This window comes from Rossellomorea marisflavi (assembly GCF_001274775.1).
Taxonomy (GTDB): domain Bacteria; phylum Bacillota; class Bacilli; order Bacillales; family Bacillaceae_B; genus Rossellomorea; species Rossellomorea marisflavi.
Genome location: NZ_LGUE01000008.1, coordinates 439,281 through 459,287 on the forward strand (window position 1 = coordinate 439,281; position 20,007 = coordinate 459,287).

At 49.8% G+C, this 20,007-nt stretch carries 19 protein-coding genes; 6 read left to right on the top strand and 13 right to left on the bottom strand.

Features of this window, described 5'->3' with window-relative positions:
* Positions 1 to 19 precede the first annotated feature (19 nt).
* Together AF331_RS20230 and AF331_RS20235 are read right to left on the bottom strand one after the other, a co-directional pair.
* Positions 20 to 1,591 carry a glycoside hydrolase family 32 protein gene (locus AF331_RS20230; RefSeq protein WP_053429789.1) on the bottom strand — a complete coding sequence of 524 codons (1,572 nt, stop codon included), beginning with the start codon at positions 1,589 to 1,591 and terminating at the stop codon, positions 20 to 22.
* 314 nt (positions 1,592 to 1,905) lie between these two features.
* Positions 1,906 to 3,366, bottom strand: coding sequence for a glycoside hydrolase family 68 protein (locus tag AF331_RS20235; RefSeq protein ID WP_053429790.1), 1,461 nt, complete (start codon positions 3,364 to 3,366; stop codon positions 1,906 to 1,908).
* A 577-nt stretch (positions 3,367 to 3,943) separates the two neighbouring features.
* Between AF331_RS20235 and AF331_RS22655 the strand changes: the two genes are divergently transcribed.
* Complete coding sequence (locus tag AF331_RS22655; RefSeq protein ID WP_160316604.1) at positions 3,944 to 4,213, top strand: hypothetical protein; 270 nt, start codon at positions 3,944 to 3,946, stop codon at positions 4,211 to 4,213.
* Between the two features lie 232 nt (positions 4,214 to 4,445).
* Here AF331_RS22655 and AF331_RS20245 read toward each other — a convergent pair whose 3' ends face one another.
* From AF331_RS20245 to AF331_RS20265, 5 genes are all read right to left on the bottom strand, one after another.
* Positions 4,446 to 5,708, bottom strand: a complete 1,263-nt coding sequence (locus AF331_RS20245; RefSeq protein WP_053429792.1) for an ABC transporter substrate-binding protein — start codon at positions 5,706 to 5,708, stop codon at positions 4,446 to 4,448.
* Positions 5,705 to 6,853, bottom strand: coding sequence for a response regulator transcription factor (locus AF331_RS20250; protein WP_048012127.1), 1,149 nt, complete (start codon positions 6,851 to 6,853; stop codon positions 5,705 to 5,707). Before AF331_RS20250 ends, AF331_RS20245 begins: the two co-directional genes overlap by 4 nt.
* Positions 6,831 to 8,576: a sensor histidine kinase gene (locus tag AF331_RS20255; RefSeq protein ID WP_053429793.1), complete on the bottom strand. Its 1,746-nt coding sequence runs from the start codon at positions 8,574 to 8,576 to the stop codon at positions 6,831 to 6,833. Before AF331_RS20255 ends, AF331_RS20250 begins: the two co-directional genes overlap by 23 nt.
* Positions 8,577 to 8,831: 255 nt before the next feature.
* Positions 8,832 to 11,264: an MMPL family transporter gene (locus AF331_RS20260; RefSeq protein ID WP_053429794.1), complete on the bottom strand. Its 2,433-nt coding sequence runs from the start codon at positions 11,262 to 11,264 to the stop codon at positions 8,832 to 8,834.
* Entirely contained in the window at positions 11,261 to 11,713 is a 453-nt protein-coding gene (locus AF331_RS20265) for a MarR family winged helix-turn-helix transcriptional regulator (protein ID WP_053429795.1), read from the bottom strand. Before AF331_RS20265 ends, AF331_RS20260 begins: the two co-directional genes overlap by 4 nt.
* A gap of 188 nt (positions 11,714 to 11,901) precedes the next feature.
* Between AF331_RS20265 and AF331_RS20270 the strand changes: the two genes are divergently transcribed.
* Complete coding sequence (locus AF331_RS20270) at positions 11,902 to 12,480, top strand: pentapeptide repeat-containing protein (RefSeq protein ID WP_235576448.1); 579 nt, start codon at positions 11,902 to 11,904, stop codon at positions 12,478 to 12,480.
* 36 nt (positions 12,481 to 12,516) lie between these two features.
* Here AF331_RS20270 and AF331_RS20275 read toward each other — a convergent pair whose 3' ends face one another.
* A complete protein-coding gene (locus tag AF331_RS20275; RefSeq protein ID WP_053429796.1) occupies positions 12,517 to 12,954 on the bottom strand; it encodes a hypothetical protein in 438 nt (145 codons plus the stop codon).
* A 181-nt stretch (positions 12,955 to 13,135) separates the two neighbouring features.
* Between AF331_RS20275 and AF331_RS20280 the strand changes: the two genes are divergently transcribed.
* From AF331_RS20280 to AF331_RS20290, 3 genes are all read left to right on the top strand, one after another.
* Entirely contained in the window at positions 13,136 to 13,711 is a 576-nt protein-coding gene (locus tag AF331_RS20280) for a PadR family transcriptional regulator (RefSeq protein WP_053429797.1), read from the top strand.
* The gene (locus AF331_RS20285; RefSeq protein ID WP_053429798.1) at positions 13,692 to 14,165 is read left to right on the top strand and encodes a DUF4188 domain-containing protein; all 474 of its coding nucleotides are present in this window, start codon (positions 13,692 to 13,694) and stop codon (positions 14,163 to 14,165) included. The genes AF331_RS20280 and AF331_RS20285 overlap by 20 nt, the downstream gene beginning before the upstream one ends.
* Before the next feature lie 65 nt (positions 14,166 to 14,230).
* Positions 14,231 to 15,016, top strand: coding sequence for a DUF3891 family protein (locus AF331_RS20290; RefSeq protein ID WP_053429799.1), 786 nt, complete (start codon positions 14,231 to 14,233; stop codon positions 15,014 to 15,016).
* Between the two features lie 274 nt (positions 15,017 to 15,290).
* On the opposite strand, the gene AF331_RS20295 is transcribed toward AF331_RS20290, so the two are convergent.
* Both AF331_RS20295 and AF331_RS20300 read right to left on the bottom strand, forming a co-directional pair.
* Positions 15,291 to 15,995, bottom strand: coding sequence for a hypothetical protein (locus AF331_RS20295; RefSeq protein ID WP_053429800.1), 705 nt, complete (start codon positions 15,993 to 15,995; stop codon positions 15,291 to 15,293).
* Positions 15,992 to 16,714 (bottom strand): hypothetical protein, encoded by a 723-nt coding sequence (locus AF331_RS20300; protein ID WP_053429801.1) that lies wholly within the window; start codon positions 16,712 to 16,714, stop codon positions 15,992 to 15,994. The genes AF331_RS20295 and AF331_RS20300 overlap by 4 nt, the downstream gene beginning before the upstream one ends.
* 177 nt (positions 16,715 to 16,891) lie before the next feature.
* On the opposite strand from AF331_RS20300, the gene AF331_RS20305 reads away from it, so the two are divergent.
* Entirely contained in the window at positions 16,892 to 17,560 is a 669-nt protein-coding gene (locus AF331_RS20305; RefSeq protein ID WP_053429802.1) for an SOS response-associated peptidase, read from the top strand.
* Positions 17,561 to 17,598: 38 nt separating this feature from the next.
* Here the strand turns inward: AF331_RS20305 and AF331_RS20310 are convergent, their stop codons facing one another.
* The 3 genes from AF331_RS20310 to arsC form a co-directional block, all read right to left on the bottom strand.
* Positions 17,599 to 18,768 carry a CynX/NimT family MFS transporter gene (locus AF331_RS20310; RefSeq protein ID WP_053429803.1) on the bottom strand — a complete coding sequence of 390 codons (1,170 nt, stop codon included), beginning with the start codon at positions 18,766 to 18,768 and terminating at the stop codon, positions 17,599 to 17,601.
* A 5-nt stretch (positions 18,769 to 18,773) separates the two neighbouring features.
* Entirely contained in the window at positions 18,774 to 19,469 is a 696-nt protein-coding gene (locus AF331_RS20315) for a FadR/GntR family transcriptional regulator (protein WP_053429804.1), read from the bottom strand.
* Between the two features lie 104 nt (positions 19,470 to 19,573).
* On the bottom strand, positions 19,574 to 19,993 hold the full coding sequence (arsC, locus tag AF331_RS20320; RefSeq protein ID WP_053429805.1) for an arsenate reductase (thioredoxin): 420 nt from the start codon (positions 19,991 to 19,993) through the stop codon (positions 19,574 to 19,576).
* Positions 19,994 to 20,007 lie beyond the last annotated feature (14 nt).

The following is a 20,007-nucleotide window of genomic DNA, read 5'->3' on the forward strand; positions in this document are numbered from 1 at the left end:
TGAGTGCGTGTTGCTTCGTTTACTCTTCTGTTTCTCCCAAATGATCGATCTTCACATTTTCAAACGTGGCGCTTCCCCCTTCGACAAAGAAGGAAATCCCTTGATCATTGGGGCGTGGGAATACTAGATTCGTATGCACGGTCCTGCCATTGTCCATGAAGAGTTCGACACTCGTCTTATCGACAAGGATCGTCATATGGACGGATTGGTCAAAGGGTTTAAATGGCGCTTTGCTCTCAAGGAAGTCCCCTTCTTCATCGGGGTGATCAGTCTTGGAGCGGTTGACGAACGAATAGCCGTCCCGTGGAGAGAATCCGACATCAACGTGGCGCTCATCGTCTTCTGACTCTCTGAGGCGCATACCAATACGTTCCGCTTCTTCCCAGGAAATATCGGCTTCAAGACGGTACGTATCGCCGAGTACGTCAAGCGATTCTCTTCCGTCCTCCACTGTCACATCCCCGACTTCGTCTGTAGATGTGACCAGATCATCCAGGGCCGGAACAGGGTTGGACACAAGGGTATAACCCTCTTCGTCATCCCCTTCCAGGCGGATTTCTCTGACAATGGAGTCCGTCCCGTTGAAATCATCATGCTCGATGGTAGGGGTATTGTTTGCGTACGACCATTTGTTCATCCACGCAAGTGCATAGCGCTTCTCCAACTTGTCTTCTGCCTCGCCGTCTTCGAATGTCACGGCCCCGTACCAATCGAATCCGTAATCAAGCCACTTCGGTTCTTCCTCGTCGGCTTCGAAGGTATCACCATTGAATTCACCGGACCAGTAAGCGTATGTGTTAGGTTTACCGACGGACTCCCCGTTGGCACTGACTCCGAGGACCCATTTCTCCGTTCCATCTTCCGTACGCATACGGAAGAGATCGGGACACTCAAGGACGCCTAGGTCGTTTGTTTGGAAATCACCGGTGAATGACCAGTCCTTCAGGTTTTCGGATTCATAGAATCCTACCTTTTCTCCTTCCGCCATGAGCATCACCCATTTATCCCGCTCATCATCCCATACGACCTTCGGATCGCGAAAATCCTCTACGCCCGGGTTCTCAAGGACAGGGGCTTCACTGTGATTCTTGAACGTTTTCCCTCCGTCCGTGCTGTACCAGAGATACTGCTCCTGTGCTCCGGTTTCTTTGGAAGGCTGGGTCACGATGGCGATGAAGGCATCTTTCCCGAAACCAGCTTTATTCTCACGGTCTATGACCACCGATCCGGACCAGGGGTCACCGTTATCATTGGTATACTTCGGAATGGCTACACCTTCATCCTTCCAGTGGACAAGGTCTTTCGAGACGGCATGGCGCCATTCAGTACCGTTACCATCAGGGTAATCTTTGTTATAAAGATAATAATAGTGATATTCACCTTTATAATAAATCGGTTTTTGAGGATCGTTTTTCCATTTGTCAGGGGTGGTGAAATGATAGGAAGAACGGTATGAGACCTCATTTCTGTCTTTTCCCGTCCCTCTCTTTTCGCCGTCTTCTTTCGCATTGACCCAGAGGACGACGCCACCGATGACAAGGATCAGGATGGCCACCAACACCCATATCCCCTTCTTTCCTATAGATTTCATTTTATTCTTCACCACCTGTTTATATTGGTTTGTCATTATCAATGTAGTTCCGGGCGTACATCCCCGCCTCGCTGCGGGGCCTCACTCACTGCACAGATTCCTTCGTGTACATAAGGAGAGGGGAAGCTTACACCTGTTAGGAGATACGAGTGTAAGACAGTCAACTAGATGCTGTGTAGTAACTCACTGTTGTTGATGGAAGGAATTTGACCTGTGCGTGACCGGGAGGCACCCCAGCGCAGCGGGGAAGCGCTGCGTGCTAATAGAAAAAAGAAATGCCACTAGCTGACATTTCTTTTTTTCTTTTTCAAAGATTATTGCCCGTCGTACGTGATTTGTCCTTGCTCAAGCGTTCCGTCTTTCACGACAGAAGATTTCTTGTTCTTGATATCAAGCAAGAAGGATGGAGCAAAGGTTGATTTGTGATCGGCAAAGTATCCGCGGTTCGTCATATAGCTGGTCACAACGAATTTGTCAGACTCTTCCTGAGGGATCACGTAGTGTGCGTACGTCCAAGTGATGTCGTTCGGGTCAAGATCCTGGTGGAGGACAATTCCCGTTTTGTTCATAGGTTTGAAGGGGCCATCAAGGGAGTTTGACACATATCCAAGCATGTAGATGTCTTCATCATCGATTCCATCAATGGTCATTTTCGATCCACGTGTGCTTGTGAATAGGTAGAACTTGCCGTCTTTCTTGAAGATGTTCGGGCGTTCGATTTCATCCGTTACGGTATTTGACACAAGAAGAGGCTTCTTCTCTTTTTTGAATGTGTAGTCATCGTTGATCTCGATGATTCCCATTGCACCGTTCGCAAGCTCAGCTGTTTCTTTCTTAGGGCTGTTTTGAAGGTTCTTAAGCTCGTCGCGGAAGAACTTCATGCTTTTGCCGTAGTATGCACGGTTGTAAAGATTGTCTTCACCTGAGTATCCGTATTCTGTACCAGTGTTGGCTTCGAATACAAGGTACTTTCGGCCTTTGTCTTCAATGTAGTGCGGGTCACGGAAGGTGTGGTTATTGTTGAAGTTGCGATCTTCGAAGGCTTTCTCTACGTTTTCGTAGGTTTTGCCGTCTCCGCCGTTGAAGATGGACTTGTGATCTTCGATTCCATCAACCTGCAAATCTTTGTCTCCTTTTTCAGAAACGTTGACTTGGGCAGTTGTCAATGTTTGGCGTCCGAAGAGCTCCTTGCTCTCATCGAAGTCTCCACGGTTTGTATAGAACAAGCGGATTTCACCGTCATCCGTGAACAGGGCAGAACCTGACCATTCTTCTACTTGACCTTTAAGATATTTGTCGTTTGCTTTGTTTTTGTCTTCGTCATCGAAGACACGTCCAGCGTTTTTCCATGCGTCGATGGAGTCATCGCCTGCTTTTTTATAGAACATATAGATGAATGTATCGTTAGGGTTTTTCGGGTCACCAGCAAGACCGAAGACGATCTGGTAGCCTTTGTAATCAGCTACAGTGCCATCAGCGTTTTGAAGTGGCCATGTATCCCATACGTCCATTTTGATTTTATTGCCGTTCTCATCGGTTTTTGTTGCGGATTCTACGTTTTTGATTGTGGAAGCATCAAAGGATGGGACAGTGAACTTGTCATCACCGTGCTGGTTGATCATATCCTTCATGTCTTGACGTGTGATCTGTGACGTGCCGTATGTTTCCTTGTATCCCTTTTCGTCAGCCCCGCCCTTGGCAGATGCAGATGTGAAGCTGCCTCCGAACAAGATGGCTGCACTTAAAGAAACTGCTGCAAATTGACGAACGTTCATTAAGTACTCCTCCTAAGTGTTGATTATGATATGAATTCGGTAAGGGCGGGGCGAATGCTCCGATCCCTTACAACTGAATTATAGGAGGACGTGGCGCCGGTGGATATGGCATGGATTGATATAGATTTCGTCTTAAATTGATATGTGGGTCTATAGTAGCCTGAAAGATGGGGGCATTCTTTACGAAGGGGGATTTAATGGGTAGTCCGTTCCTTTCCACTGCAGGATTTTTGATCATGCCTTCCTAAGTTCGTATTAATGGTCTCCTAGTCCTAAGTGAAGCCTGTGCGGGAAGGTAGTCCGTTCCTTTGCGCTGCAGGGATTTGCTTTCCGCGGGGAGCATGTCGAGCCTCCTCGTGCCTGCGGGGTCTCGATCACTTTTCCGCAGGAGTCAAATCCCTTTCGCTCCAATCCACTCTGTGGTATTGGAGATGGTGAGGTGATCGTTCATAAATGGGGTCAGAAAGTCATACTAAAAAAAGAAACCAGGCGTGATGGCCTGTTTCGAATTATCCGATTACCCTTCCTGCGCACAAAGTGCAAAGAACGGAACGATCTCGTATCCACCACATACTCATTGCAAAAACAGGAGGGAGATTTCCTATTCCAATCAGCACATCCCCTCTCCTTGGCACAGAGTGAAGTGCAGCGGAGGCCACCCGACTCCTATGGGAATAGCGGGCAGGGTGAGACCCTGCAGGCGCAGCCGAAGCGGCTCACCGCACGCCCCATGGAAAGCGGGTGGCCGCAGCGAAACGGAACGATCTCGTATCCACCATATACCCATAGCAAGAACAGGATGGCAATGTTTCCAATCATCACATCACTCTTCCTTCGCACAGAGTGAAGTGCAGCGGAGGCCTCCCGACTCCTATGGGAGAAGCGGGCTAGGTGCACGCCTGGAAAGCGGGTGGCCGCAGCGAAACGGAACGGTCTCGTCTCCACCACACACGCATTGAAAAAACAGAATACCAATCGCATGTTTTCTCTCACCACATTCCCTCCCTAATGCTCCCCGATAGAACGATTTAATCTGTACCCAGAGCCAATAAAAAAAGCACGGCTGATATGCCGTGCGATCAAGGGGAAGGAGCCGCACAAGCCCCTTCATTCCAAGCCTCATCAAACCCTTTGAGTGCCTGCTGCCTCGTGCTCTCTTTATTGATATATGCTTTCATGATCTCACCAAACTCTTTCTTGATACATGGAGAGAAAGAAGACCAATTGAACGTCCTGTTCTCACTGATCAATGAATACGTCTCTTTTCCCAGGGAACCGAGATCGCTCACAGGCACATTCTTGAACGCCGGAATGAACCGGAAACGCTCCGTCATATACTCCTGCCCCTTTTCAGAAGACACCATCCACCGGAGGAAGCGTTTCGCTTCTTTCTTTTTCAGTTCCGATGATTGCTTGTTGATCACCCAGTAGCTCGGGACTCCGGCAATCATCTTGGCGTCTCCCCGGTCATTCAGGGGTAGGGGGAAGATCCCCGTGGGCGCATCACCCAATAACGGCTCCACCCAGTTTCCCTGAAGGATCATCGCAGCCTTTCCTTCTTTGAAAAGGTCGACCTCCGTGTAGTAATCCGTCGTCGCAGGGGCCGTATTGCCGTATCGGACCGTCAAATCGATAAGTGAAAATAGACGGTTGAACTCTTCACTGTCGGCAAAATGAGTGCCCTTTTCATTCAGGGCCTTCACGAAGACGGGACCTTCTTCGGCGAAGGCCACGCTCGTCAAGTGATGACCGAGCTTCCAATCTTCATAGTACCCGTTGGCAAAAGGCGTAATCCCTTTAGATGATAGCCTGCGGGCAGCCGCTTCCAGTTCCGAGAATGTTTTCGGAGGTTCGGTGATGCCCGCTTCCTTGAAGAGATCCCGGTTATAGACGACCCCGAAGCCTTCAATGCTCATGGGCGCCCCGTATACCTTTCCATCAAGGGTGATTCCATCCAGCGTATGAGGGGAGGCATCGTCCACCCACGGTTCATCCGATAAGTCTTCTAGATATCGAATCCATTCCTTCATCGCTTCATTGCCTATATTCGTGAAAATATCGGGTCCTTTTCCCGCAGTCAGCTTAGCGGTAATATCCGAGTAATCATCCGAAGCACCACCCACGGTCTCGACTTTGATCCTGACCCCTGGATGGGCTTCTTCATATTGTTTGGCCATCTGTTCGAATTCATTCGCTATCTCCACCTTCGGATTCCGGACGGTGAGGGTGACAGGTTTCTTCTCCGTATGTGCCTCCTGTTGTTCATCCAGCCCCTCGCATGCAGATAGGGCGATGGAGCTTACAATCAGTGTCGATAGCAGGACCAATATCGGTTTTTTCATTCTGTCACCCCGCTGTTCCCGGAGCGGAACTCATATGGAGTAAAACCGGTCATTTTTTTAAACAGCTTTGAGAAATACTTCTCATCCTGATAGCCGAGCATGGTCGCAATCGAATAGATCGTCTCCTCTGAATCGGTCAGCCAGACTTTCGCCTGTTCGATCCGCAGTTTCGCCACGAATTTGGAAAGGGGAAGCCCCGTTTCTTTCTTGAATGTCCTGGAGATATGTTCCCTTGTGAGGAAGAACATTTTCGAGAGGCGGTCAAGGGAGATATCCTCCATATAGTAGGTTTCCACGTATGATACGATTTCTTGGATCCGTCTTGCAGACTCTAGTTCATCAAGGCTGCGGATGCTCCGGTAGTGGTTCTGTTGGAGCTCATCCTGCAGTTTGCTAAATGCAGATGGCAACTCAACCAGATCGGGTAGTTCCCCCTGGACAAGACGGATGGGCAGATCGATATGACTGCTCACCCATTCTTCTACGTAGACCCATTGACCCTTTACCGTCAGAACTGCGTACAGGTTTTCTTCTTCGAGAAAGGCAAACACATTCCCGATACCCTTCTCCTGAAGCTCACCCCTCAGTGCATCCATATGCGGTTCGGGCAGATGGGTGTGGTAGAAGGAGAGAAGGGACACCTCCAGCTCCTCATCCACAGGAAGGAACGCTGCCAGCTCTTCTGTTCCTCCTCCGCTGCAAGCAGATGTAAAGATCTGATTGCTGCGGAGACGCCTCGCTTCTTCAACAATCTCCCCGTCTTCCAAAGCTTCCTCCCCGATTGCCGTCACGACCCTGTTCAAAACCGCATCGAACGCATCGGCATCAATGGGTTTCAGCAGATAGTCAAAACTGTTGAGCTGTATCGCCTTTCTCATGAATGTATAATCGTCATAGCCCGTGATCAGGATGATCTTCCCGGTGTACCCGAGCTTATTGAGCTCTTCAATGAGCTCCAGTCCTGTCATTCTCGGCATTTTGATGTCTGTAAAAATGATATCGGGGTTTTCAGTGCGGACGATGTCGAGGGCCTCGTGGCCATTTGACGCTTCCAGCAGCATGGTGATGCCGGACACATCCCAGTCCCCAAGCTGGCGGATCACGTTCCGTACATTGCGTTCATCATCGACGATCAGTGCTTTCATCGCTGTTTCCCCCTTCTTGCTTATCTTTCATGAAAGGCAGCTTCATGATGATCCTGAAGCCCTTACCTTCCAATGTATCCAGCTGAAAAGATGCGTTCTCTTTAAAATTCAATCGCAAGCGGTCGTAAATATTTTTCAAGCCGATTCCGCCGTCCTGCCCCGATGGGCCCCCGTAGACGGCGGACCTTATCCGACCGAGGTCTTCTTCTGTTATGGATGCCCCGGTATTCTGCACGGTAAAGAGGATGGATCCTCCAACCATTTCACCCATTATCGAGAGTGTCGCTTCGTCATACCCTTCTTCATAGCTATGCTTGAAGTAGTTCTCGACCAGGGGCTGGAGCAGCATGCTCGGAATGGAAGCAGCACGAACCTCTTCATCCACCTGGATATCAGCCTGCACTCCTTCACCGAATCGCTCCCGCTGCAGGGAGAGATACGTCTCGATATAGTCGAGCTCCTCCTGTACGGTCACCCATTGATCCGCATGGAGGGAGTACCTCATCATCTTCGAAAGGGACGTGATGAGTTTGTATACATCCTTCGCTCCCGACCTCAAGGCCACAGCACCGATCGTTTGCAGGGCATTGAACAGGAAGTGCGGGTTCACCTGGGATCTGAGAGCACGGAATTGATTCTTCCTGCTCTCGATCTCAAGTTTGTATTCACGGTCGATATGTTGGTTAATGCGATCCATCATCTCGTCCATATGATCTTCAAGATGACCAAGCTCGTCCTTCCGGGAGGTGGTAAAGTCCACATCCATATTCTCCCCACCGATGCTCCTGACCTTCTCACTTAAGTTCTCGATGGGCTTGGTGATGATATGGGATATGACCACTACCATGATGATGCCCAGAAGCACAACGCCGATTCCCAATAAGATATTCGTCGTGGCCGCTTGATTTACGTCTCTAAAGAGAACATCGCGGTCGATCACCTTGACGAGCCTCCACCCATCGAGATTACCTTTCAGCTTCTCTTCGAGGACCAGCTTGTCTCCTTCAGGTTCGCCGTCATTGGCGCGCTGACTGGAATACATGATGCGATCCTCCCCATCGAGAAGAGTCAGGCGGCTCTCACCGCCGTCAGAGAGATTGAGGATCAGGGAGGAATAGGCGGTGACATCGATATCCATGGAAATGAAGCCAAGGAATTCACCTGACAACACATTGGTGACTTTATGATGGATCGTCAGCACCCGGGTGCGGTCGGACTCAGGCAGGATCGCCGCATTGTTCGCATTCTCTATCACATGCGGCCTCTCGATGAAGAAATTGTCATCGGACTTATACAGGGTTCGAAAGGGAGCCTGATTCACGTAGTCCTCCTGTTTTTTCGGCGCACTGAACTTCGACTGATACACACTCAAAGTAGAAGAATCCTTTTCAAAATAGATTCTCATCTGCCTGATTTCAGGACGGCTGATCGAGAAGATCTTCATGCTCCGTTCAAACGGTTTTCTTTGCTCATCATTCAGTCCGTTTTCGAACACGCTCAGCACATCCGGGTCATTATAGAGGGAGTAGGAGAGCTCGATCATCTCGTCAAAGTACCGCTGAAGAGCCCTGCTCCCTTCTTCAAGCTCTTCCCGGCTCTTCTCGATCTCATGCTCCTCGACCGATGATCTCGTATTGTCATAAATAATAAAAACAGATAGGAAATAGGGCAGAATAATAAAAATCACCAGCATCCCGAATAACCTGGACCGTACACTCCGCATCACGTCACCTCCCTTTCCCTCAACCATACCAAATTTTCAATAAACCTAAACTATAACAGACAACCGTATTGAGTGAATGCATCAGAAGTAGCAGGACCGCACATACTGTCATGGATATTATGTGATAGGACCATTAGTATTATCATGATCCACCTCATGTCTTCCAAACGACGAACTCATCTATCTTTCCCGCCTCATCAACAGGCAATGAAGAAAGCCCCTTGCGGATCCGCAAGGGGCTTTCTGTTTATCACGTTATGAACGTGCTTTTTCTTTTTCTTTCTGAGGTTTGAACGGCCACCACACGCCCTTGCCGAATGACACGGTCATGGCCGGGATGAGAAGCGGCAGGACGATCAGTCCGTACAGGAGGAGACCGGTGATGACGATGGTCGCAATCTGCACGAGGCTGAGGACGCCGGATGGCATCATGGCAGCGAAGGTTCCGGCCAGGATGATGGCGGCGGTGATGATGACGGTCCCCATCTTGGACATGGAGATCTTGATGGCATCTGTCACGGTCATTCCTCCAGCTGCTTCTTCGCGGAAGCGGTCGAGGAGGAAGATGGAATAATCGACCCCGAGGGCTACGAGCATGACGAATCCGAAGAATGGAACCGCCCAGCTGATGCCGTCATATCCGAACCCGTTCATGAAGATCAGTTCGGCCACGGCAACAGACGTGAAGTACGTCAGTAGCAGGGAACCGATCATATAGAGCGGCATGATGAAAGAGCGGAAAAGGATCGCCAGTACGACGAACAGACTGATGAGCATGATTGTCACCGTCTGGGTGAAGTCGCTCGTCGAGATATCATTCAGATCGCGGTTGATGCTGGACACACCTCCGAAGGCGACTTCTGCCTTTTCAAGTGGTGTATCTTTGATGACGCGCTGCGTTGCCTCATCGATTTTTTCAACGGTATCGATCGCTTCCGGAGAATACGGGTTGTCTTCGAGGATGACTTCAAGCTGCGTACCCTTTTTGTCATCGAAGGCATAGCGGTCGAGCACTTGTTTGAACTCATCCTGATCCAGGGTTCCTTCAGGAACGAAGGTGCCTGTATCGCGGATCGCTTTGCTGTCAGCCATATCCTTCAGCTGATTGCTTGCCTGGTCGAGACCGTCTTTGATTTGATCAAGTCCTTCGACCGGATTCGGCTGTTGACCGGACTGTGCAGCCTGCGCTTGGACTTCAGGCGGGAGGGACATGGACTGCTTGATGCCGTCTGCAGTCTGGCCGACTCCATCAGAAGCCTGATCGACTCCTTCTGCAATCTTACCAAGCTGGTAATCTGCATAGAACTCGTTGATGACTTCTCCCGTCGGACGTGTCACGGAGCGGACGCTCTTCACGCCATCGACTTTTTCGATTTCACTGCTCAGCTTCTCTACATAAGGGACGATGTCTTCCGTGACCAGTTCCTTATCGCTTGAGAGGAGCACTTGCACCGGCAGGGAATCCCCTTGCCCAAAACCATCTTCAATGGCATGCAAACCCTTGACAGAGTCATAATTATCTCCAATTTCATCTACTGTATTGAATGAAAGGGCATCGTCATAGGTCAACAGTAGCGGAACGGTGATGACGGCCACGACAAGCATGGAAAGAATCGGACGGTTGACCGACAGCTTGCTCATCCAACCCCACAGCTTACTATCGTTATGGGATACGGATTTTTTCGACGGCCAGAACAGTTTCTCTTTCAGTGTAGCCATGAAGAACGGCATGACCGTGCTCAGCACGAGAAGGAGAACCGCAATTCCGACCGCAACGGCCACGGCCGATTTGAAGATCGGGAAGTCGGCAAACCCGATGGCGAAGAATCCGATGAATACGGCAAGTCCGCTGATATAAAGGGTACGGCCCGCCGTCTTATACGTACGGATGATGGCATCCTTGACAGGCTTCCCTGCACCGAGTTCTTCCTTGAAACGGCTGAGGAGCAGGATGCAGTAATCCGTCCCGATCCCGAACAGGATCGCCACAAGGAAGATCTGCGTATAGTTTGATACCGGGAATCCGAACCAGTCGATGAAGAACGCCACGATCGACTGACTGAGAAGATAGGTGATCCCCACGGAAATCAGCGGAATGAATGGGGTGATGATGGAACGGAAAACAGCGAGCAGGAGAGCGAAGATCAAGACGACGGTGATGATCTCCGTTTTCTTCAACCCTTCCTGGGCGCTCAGGTTTACATCATTATTGATCAATGCTTCCCCGGTCAGGTAGACATCTTTCTTCCCATCAATGATATCCGATTGAATGGAATCGGCCAGCTCGACGACTTCTTCCTGCGTGCCGTCTACAGTTATCGGAACGAGGACGGTCTTTCCATCTTCCGATACAAGCTGAGATTCCGTGTCTTTATTTTCAAATGGATCGAGGATCGATTTCACGGGATCCCCAAGATCCTTCAACTGATCGACATCTGCCTGGATGTCTTTCCTCGCGGCATCATCCAATTTGCCGTCGAGTGCATACACGAGGGAAATCGTTTCGTCCCCCGCTCCCGCGTCTTCCAGGATTTCAGCAGCACGCTGGGATCCTGCATCTTTAGGAAGCTGGAATGTCCCGGCATCCTCTGCCTGCTTGGAAAGATTCGGTGCAAGGACGAAAAGCAGAACGGTCAAAATGATCATGCCGATGGTGATCGGCCATTTGAATTTGATAATATTCTTCACTTACGCTCACCCTCCAATTTCAATATATGTTTAATCTTTTTGAACATCTGGAGGAATTGATCCAACTCTTCATCCTCCACCTGATCGGCAAACAATGCCTCAATATAATCGTAAACCGCCTGGTCCGATTCCTTCACAACAGCACGCCCATGCTGCGTCAGGCTGACAAGCTTCGAGCGATGATCGCCCTCGGCTTTGGCGATTTCGATCAATCCTTTTTCTTCAAGTTTCTTCAGCCGGTTGGAAATCGCACTTCGATGCACACATTGAAGTTCAGCAATGGCACCGGCCGGTAGCGGGCCGTTTTTATTCAACAGCTTCAAGACCTGGATTTGTTCCCGGGAATATTCCTGCCACACTTCGGCTTCGACATCCCTGAGCACGCGCTCGGTCCCGAACACCATGACATCCTCGAACAGCTCCACTGCCTCAATCAGACGCTTATCCAAGTAGTTGACCCCCTAAACTAATATGATCACTCCATTAGTTTAGGGGGTCAACTATTTAATGTCAAGGAAGAAGATGCTACACTAGGTAGGAGGGGTTTGTCCCCAACCGACTTCAAATAAAGCAGGTGTTTCCTATTAAAATCGATAAACCAAAACTACCCCGCCAGCTCACGCAAGGGAACTTCCAGATGATTTTTATGGAGGAAGACCCGTATTTAAGTAACCTTGAGATCGATGGATCCATCTTTGACGAAGAGGAAATCGACCGGGTGCATCTTTCCGGCATGGTCATCAAGAATTCCTCCTTCCAGGGGACGTCATTCCGAAATATCGATCTGACCGATGTCGAGTTCATCAACTGTGACTTTTCCAATGTGGATATGACAGGGGCAAGCATTCACCGCGTCACGTTCCATGAATGCAAGCTTTTGGGCGCCCAACTGCCTGAAAGCCGCTTCGGGAATGTCGCCTTCGAAAACTGCCTCATGACCATGTGTAATTTCAGTGATTCCAAGTTCGAAAAAGTGATCTTCAAAGAGTCCAATATGAAGCGATCCGACTTCTTTAACTGCAAGCTGTCGAAGGTCATCTATGATGTATGTGACCTCGATGACGTGAGCTTTGACGGAACGAAACTGAAGGGGATCGATCTCAGCACCTCGTATTTCGAGTCCATCCTTGTGTCAATGGAAGATCTGAAGGGCTGCATCGTCTCCGAAAAGCAGGCTCTATCCTTTGCTGCGCTTCTTGGCCTCGATATCCGCTGAATGAGAAGACCCCTGAAATCGATTCAGGGGTCTTTTTCATTGATTCAATCGTTTGTAGACTTCCATTGGCACTTCAAATGCCATCTCCACACCAGCGTACGTCAAACGAACATAAGGTTCCTCCTTGTACAGGGTGACGCGGGCCACTTCCTTCATATCCTTTTCTGCTACTTGTTTCTCCCCGAGCTTCACCGTGTCGGTCCGGTAAAAAATGTAGGTGCTTTCCGCATCCTGATCCTCTTTTGGTTTCCCTGCCTGCTTCCATTGTTCCACTTCAAGCCCTTTGCTGAAAGAGTTGATCTCATCTGCATCGCTTACGGTCTGAATGATTTCCCCATTCTCCGTCTGATCGATTTTTTGGATATCCTGAAGCCCGTCGAGTCCTCCCTTTTCGCTTTTCCCAGAAGAGCATCCCGTCAAAATCAAGGTACTCCCAACAGCCAGCAACACGATGCATATCATCAATCGTCTCATCCATCATCCACCCATTTCCTTTGTTTAACACCAGCATATCAGTGCCACCTGGTGATCGGGAACGAGCTTCAGGTCGATTTCTGCTAAGACTTGGGACCGATATAATTTTCCATCTTGAACTTTCCTACCAATCAGGATAATATATCAATTAGATATATCAAAAAGATAGGTGTGAAACAAAATGAAGATGTACAATCATACAACCTACGCCATTCTAGGCATCCTGACAACAAACTGCCGGTCGGGCTATGCAATTAAACAGCTCATCGACCGTAGCCTGAATCACTTCTGGAAAATCAGCTATGGACAGATCTACCCGACATTGAAGCGTATTGTGGATGACGGCCTGGCAGAAGTCAGAGACTCCTCAGGGGAGGGAAAAAGGGATAAGCAGGAGTACACCCTCACGTCCAAAGGCATGGAGGCCCTCGGGAAGTGGCTTTCAGAACCTGTGGATCAGCCTCCCCTCGAGAAAAATGAAATCCTTTTGAAGCTTTTCTTTGGTCGACATCAATCCACCGACCACTCCATCAAGCTTTTAACCGACTACAAAGGAAAACTTCAGGAACGACTTGCAACCTATATGACCATTGAAGAAGGCATCTTGAACCAGGAGGAACGCTCTGAAGATGTCGACTACTGGCTGTTCACATTGGATTATGGGAAGAGGGCTGCACTGGCTTCAATCGATTGGTGTGATGAGACACTCGAAAAATTGAACTCTAAGGAGGAGCATGATGGCCAAACAAGTGTTTAACGGCAGATACACGACGGAGAATTCGGAAGAGGTCGTTGTCTTCATCATTGGCATGAGGATTAATAAACGCCTGGCTGTGCACAAATGGTTCCCGGTATTTAAGGCGATGCCTGGTATGATTAAGGAGTTGTACACGCATAAAGAGGAGCTCGGCTTCCTGTCCATGGAAAGCTACTTCGGCCTCCGGACTACGGTGATGATTCAATATTGGCGATCGACAGATGACCTCATCGCGTATGCACGGAACGAGAAGCACCTGAATGCTTGGAAGGCATTCAACCAAAAAATCGGTGCCAGCGGCGTGGTGGGGATCTATCACGAAACGTACAGGCTTACACCAGGGGAATACGAGACGGTTTACGGGAACATGCCTCTTTATGGACTGGGTAAAGCACTGAAGCATGTCCCGATTACCAAAAATAAGGACAGGGCCACCCAGCGATTGAATGCGTGATGCGTTTTACAGGGAATCGAAGTCTGCGATAAAATGGAAGCATCTATTGCGAGGGGGATACCGTTATGATCATCCGTGAAACGAATGATTCCTTCATCATGATCAAACAGCATGACCATGCCTTCCTTTCAGGCGAAATCGTAAAGCACTTCGACGCTTCCATAATAAGATCCAACGCTTATTGGGACGAACTTCTGCATGCCTCTTATCAGCATGACAGGAGCTGGATTGGACTGGATACCACATCGGTCTGGAACGATGCAGCGCACCGTCCTTTCACTTTTTCAGATTACCCGCTCATTCCAAAGCTGGTATTCTATACGAGAGGGATCGATGATATTTCAGAAGTGCATCCATACGCAGGACTTCTATGCAGCCTTCACTTCTCCTCCTTCTTTACCAACACATCCGATCCCGACTGTTTGCGATTCCTGGAGAAAGAGGCCCTACGCCAAACAGAATTGCGGAAGCGACTTCCCGCTCTGGATGAAGATCTCCTCCAAGAGCATTTCACCCTTCTCCAATTCTCTGACGATTTCTCTCTTTATATGTGCCTGAATCGCCCCGGAGTAGCCAAGGGCGAAGAGCACCCTTGGTTCAAAAATGGATTCAAACATACGGAAGACTTTAATCACGCCGGTGACCCGTTGAAAGGATATTGGACCGGCCCTCATGACATCAGGATATCCGGATCCCCGTTTAAGCATCCCTTCACCGTGGAACTGTTCTATAAAGAAGTGAGTAAATCTTCTATTCTCCATAATGGGATTGCCAAAGCCTATGATTCCGCCGATCTGTCCACCCACAGCATTACGATCAGCAGCGCTGGCCCACTCGCGATGAGAGAATAGCAGACAAACAAAACAAGAAAGGGACCATTCCATGATGAACGCGATCAGAATTGGTTCTTTATTCCCTTTATGATTTCCGTGTAAGACTTAGCTTTCCGCGGTCAGCCCGCGATCCTCCTCCCGCAACAGTCGTCTTGCACTCCAATCAACCGCTGGAAATAATGAAATCGTATTGTTCACGAAACAAGTAAAAACCCGCATTCATCCGCCTGATCGTAGGCAAATGAATGCGGGCCATACTATGACTAAAACGTGTTTATTCCAGCCTCTTCCTTCATTCCAATTCATTTTTCTCCAGCGGCATCATCAGATCCTGATGATCCTGATACCGGAGATAAGAAGACTGCCCCTGCCCTTCTATGAAAACATCTTCTCCGGAAGAATCGAGGGACCTCCATCCGAATTCCACACGAGGCACCTCGAACTCAGTCACTTCCCCGCGGATTATGGTTCGCCACTCCTCTGGGACCTTGATGGCCCCGTATGGATGCTCGGCAAAGGGGAGGACCTTTTCCATCTGGATCCGGGGTTGATACGCTTCGTTCTGGAAAGAGCGCTTCTGGATTAGGTAGAATGCCAGACGGTCCACTTTCTCAGCAGGGTCGAGACTCCAGACCATGCGGTAGCTTGAAGGGTATCCGGGACGCACCTTCCAGATCACCGGGTCGCCGTCTGTCGTGGCTGACGATGCTTTCCACTGATGATCCTTCCAAACCCAAAGGCTGAAACCGCGAGCCCCGGCTTCGGTCTCAAAAGGGATGAAGGCATGGCGGTCGTCGGCTTGCACCGTATCCAGTATTGTTTTCACCTGTAGCCCTTCTCCCGTCCCCGTTTTGTTCAAAAGCCCGTTGATTTCCTGCGCCGCTGCCTTATCACCAGGTAGAGGACCCGCCGGTGCTAGCTTGAACCAATAGACAAAGCCAAAGGCAATCAGGGAGACGGCAAGTACGATGACGATCATTCGTTTCACATTCTTCATTCCGCCCCGCCCCCTTTTATGATTGATTCAGAGAGTTGATAGTAGTATTGGGTATCGCCCGATAAAATCAGCAAGCCCTTCCCGTTCCCTTCAACATAGATCAGCGGTGAAAGACCACTTCCCCACTTCGGCTCGACGCCATTGAGGAGATATGGGAAGCGCTCCGGTGATTTGGACTGACCTTCATCTTCCACCGTTGATTCTCGGTACCAAGACTCCCCGTCAGGCTGTGCCTCCGTCATTTCATCCAGTTGTTCAGCCAATTTCTTCTTATCAAGGCTAACATTCGATGCTGCAGGATGACTCTGAACAAGGGAGACCTTCTCTGGATTTGATAGATACGTAGCCGCATCATCTGATGGATAAATAATGGAACTGAGCGGAATGGCCGCCAGTGCCATGATCGCCAGAAGAATATTCCCGGCAAACCCGAACCAGGCGAACCGGCGGTACCTCTCCCATCTCCCATTTTTCCGCCTCAAGGTCAAATAGAGGATCAAAACGCCAAGCGGAAGGATCGGGATCCTGACCATGATCCCCCTCGACTCAAATGTGTATGAAATGGTGAATACCCCTACCATGAAAACTAGGAATGCCTTCCAGAATGGAGCTTGGTGCTTCTGTCGTCTTATCATAATAACCGCACCTATGATCAGTACGCTCCATGCAATTGCGGTCATCAGCCACGTTAGGGACCCCCCATTAACGTAAGTCGCCATGTTCATTCCCCCTATATTTCTCTATAGTTACATATATGTAGAATCTTCATCACAAACCCAATAGTTCCATATTTTATCATATAATAATCTTTCCTTCAGCATGAATACATGGTTTTTTTGATTGAATCCGGCGTATTGTTGGTATACTGGTTAAAAAAATGACAGGGAGGCGGAAGCATGTGCGGCCGTTTTTCATTGATTGAAAGTGTACATGAACTTCAACAGCAGTTCGAATTCGACTTATCCGTCGACCTTCAGCCCCGGTTCAATATTGCTCCGAGTCAAGAGGTGTTTTCCATCATTTCGGACGGGAAGAAGCGCCGGGGCGGCACGTTGAGATGGGGGCTTGTTCCCAACTGGGCAAAGGAAGCGAAGATCGGCTATAAGATGATCAATGCCCGTGCTGAAGGAATCGATGAGAAGCCAAGCTTCAGGGAGCCGTTCCGGAAGAAGCGCTGCCTGATCATCGCTGACGGCTTCTATGAGTGGAAGAAGGTCGATGACCGCAAGCAACCATATCGTTTCATCATGAAGGACCGAAAGCCCTTCGCGTTCGCTGGTTTATGGGAAACGTGGAAAAAAGGAGATGCTCCCCTTCATACGTGCACCATCATCACGACGAGACCGAATGCCGTGACTGAAGACGTCCATGACCGCATGCCGGTCATTTTGAAACGTACGGATTACGCCAGGTGGCTGGACCCTTCCAATCAAGCGGTTGACGAGCTGAAATTGCTTCTGGTACCTTATCCTGCTGAAGAAATGGATCTCTATCCCGTCAGCGAGCTCGTCAACTCACCGAAGAACGACGTGGCCGACGTCCTGTCTCCGTTGAACAGCTTGTAAATGCGAAGAAGCACGGGAATCCCCGTGCTTCGTTTGCATTATTCGAGTTTCCCTTTACTTGCACCGATCCCGACAAAGAGCTGGACCACGGTCAGGAGCATGAGCAGGATGAATGGAATCGTCCAATTGGCGGACAGGTCATGTAGGTAACCGAAGAACACGGGACCCACTGCCGCCAATAAATAACCCATGGATTGAGCCATCCCAGACAATCCGGCCGCCTGGGCGCTGTCTGTTGTCCTCAGGACGAAGAACATCATGGCGAGACCGAACATCGTTCCGATGCCGATCCCGATCAGGAGGACCGAGAACACGGTCAGGAAGCCTGTGATCAACCCGATTAATCCAAGGAACAGAAGGATGACGGACCCGATGGTCAACCACCTTTGATCACTCATCTTCTCTGCGACGACGGGGATGATGAACGTCATGGGGATGATCGCCATCTGAAGCGTCGACACGACCCAACCTGCCTGATTGAGGGTATAACCCTGGTCATGAAGGATGGCCGGAAGCCAGGTAAGAAGGGTGTAGAACATGAAGGACTGGATACCCATGAAAATCGTGACATGCCAAGCCTTCAGAGAATTCCACATCCGCACCTTCACCGCCGGAGGCTCGATCGCCTTTTCTTTTCTGACCGATTTCAATAAGAAGCTCCATAGTATGACCGAGAGCACGGCAAGGAAGGCCCATACCCCGAGTGAAGCGCGCCAGCCAAGGGAGCTTGACTGGGCAAGTGGGACACTGACGCCTGATGCCAGGCTCCCAAAGACGTTCATGGAAATCCCGTAGACTCCCGTGATCAATCCGACCTTCATGGGGAACGACTTTTTCACCAGAGCCGGCATGAGTACGTTACAGATGGCAATGGCGATCCCGACAAGACCGGTGCCGACGAAAAGCCAGCTGCCGTGGGGGAAGACGCGCAGGACCATGCCGGCAAGTAATACGACAAGAGCCGTATAAATGACCGGTTCGAGCCCGAACTTCAGTGAAAGTCTTGGCGCAAACGGTGAAAAAAGGGCAAAGGCGATGAGCGGGATGGTCATGATGCTCCCCGCCACAGCGTTTGAAAAATGGAAGTCCCCTTGGATCAATGGAATGAGCGGTCCGACAGAGGTGATCGGTGCCCTCAGATTCATGGCAATGAAGATCACCCCGATGACGGCTATCCATACCGATTGCTGTTGCTTTGCTTCTTGCATACCACTCACTTCTTTCTGTTATGTTCACTGGCGTTGATTTGATCAATCAGCGTCCCAAGATACTTTTTGACGCATTCGGACGCTTTCACAGGGTCCTGCGCCTCTATGGCTGATAGAAGCTCTGTGTGCATCCTGATATCTTCCTGATTCAAGTCGTTCAGGTCAATAAGGTTATAGATTGATTGATGGACAGAATCAATGATGGAGTCATACATCTCCATGAACATCGAGTTTCCTGATGCACGAATAACCGCTTGGTGGAACGCACTATCATGCCGGACGAATGACGAGGCTTTTCCCTCTTCAGCAGCTTCCTGCCACAAAGCCAGGAGTCTGCGCATTTCCCCAAGCTGTTCGTCCGTCCTTCTCACGGCTGCCTTTTCAGCTGCCTCCCGTTCGAGGGCCAACCTCAGCTCAAGCACCTCCACCAAATCGCCTGCTCTCATCCGTTTACGGAGGGCACGATCAAGTCCGCTGTGACTCTTTACCGTGGTTCCGATTCCCTGTCTCGTTTCCAGATATCCGGCGTGAACAAGGGATCTGATCGCTTCCCGAAGGGTATTGCGGCTGATCCCCAGGGTGTCCATCAGGACCGGTTCCGACGGGATCTTCTCTCCGACCGGCCACTCCCCGCTCTCAAGAAGTTGTTCAAGCTGATTCAGGGCCTGCTCGGTCAATGTTTTTGATTGCACCTTTTCCATGGTGAGTGATCTCCTTTTAAAGGTAGGATGATTGGTTCATTGGATGAGTATAACATAAAAAGAAGCGCAGGATCGGTTGAAAAACCGTTCCTGCGCTTCTTTTTTTATTCTCCTGTACGGGCGAAACGCTCGATGCGTTCTCCGATTTCATCCCGCACTCGCTGGAAGAATGCCCACTTTTCTTCTTCAGACCCTGTTGCCTTGGCCGGGTCGTCAAAGCCCCAGTGCTCGCGTTTTACGCCAGGCGGTGTCACTGGACACTTATCTGCCGCATCCCCGCATAGGGTCACGACAAGATCTGCAGAATTCAAGATGGCTGGATCAATGATATCAGATGTTTGATCTGAGATATCGATATCCGCTTCCTTCATAGCCTTTACAGCATTGGGATTCAAGCCATGAGCTTCGATTCCTGCACTGTAGACGTTCCACTCGTCTCCCAGGTGTTTTTTTGCCCAGCCTTCAGCCATCTGGCTGCGGCATGAATTTCCTGTACATAAAAAGTAGATGGTTTTCTTTGACATGGTGCGTCGCTCCT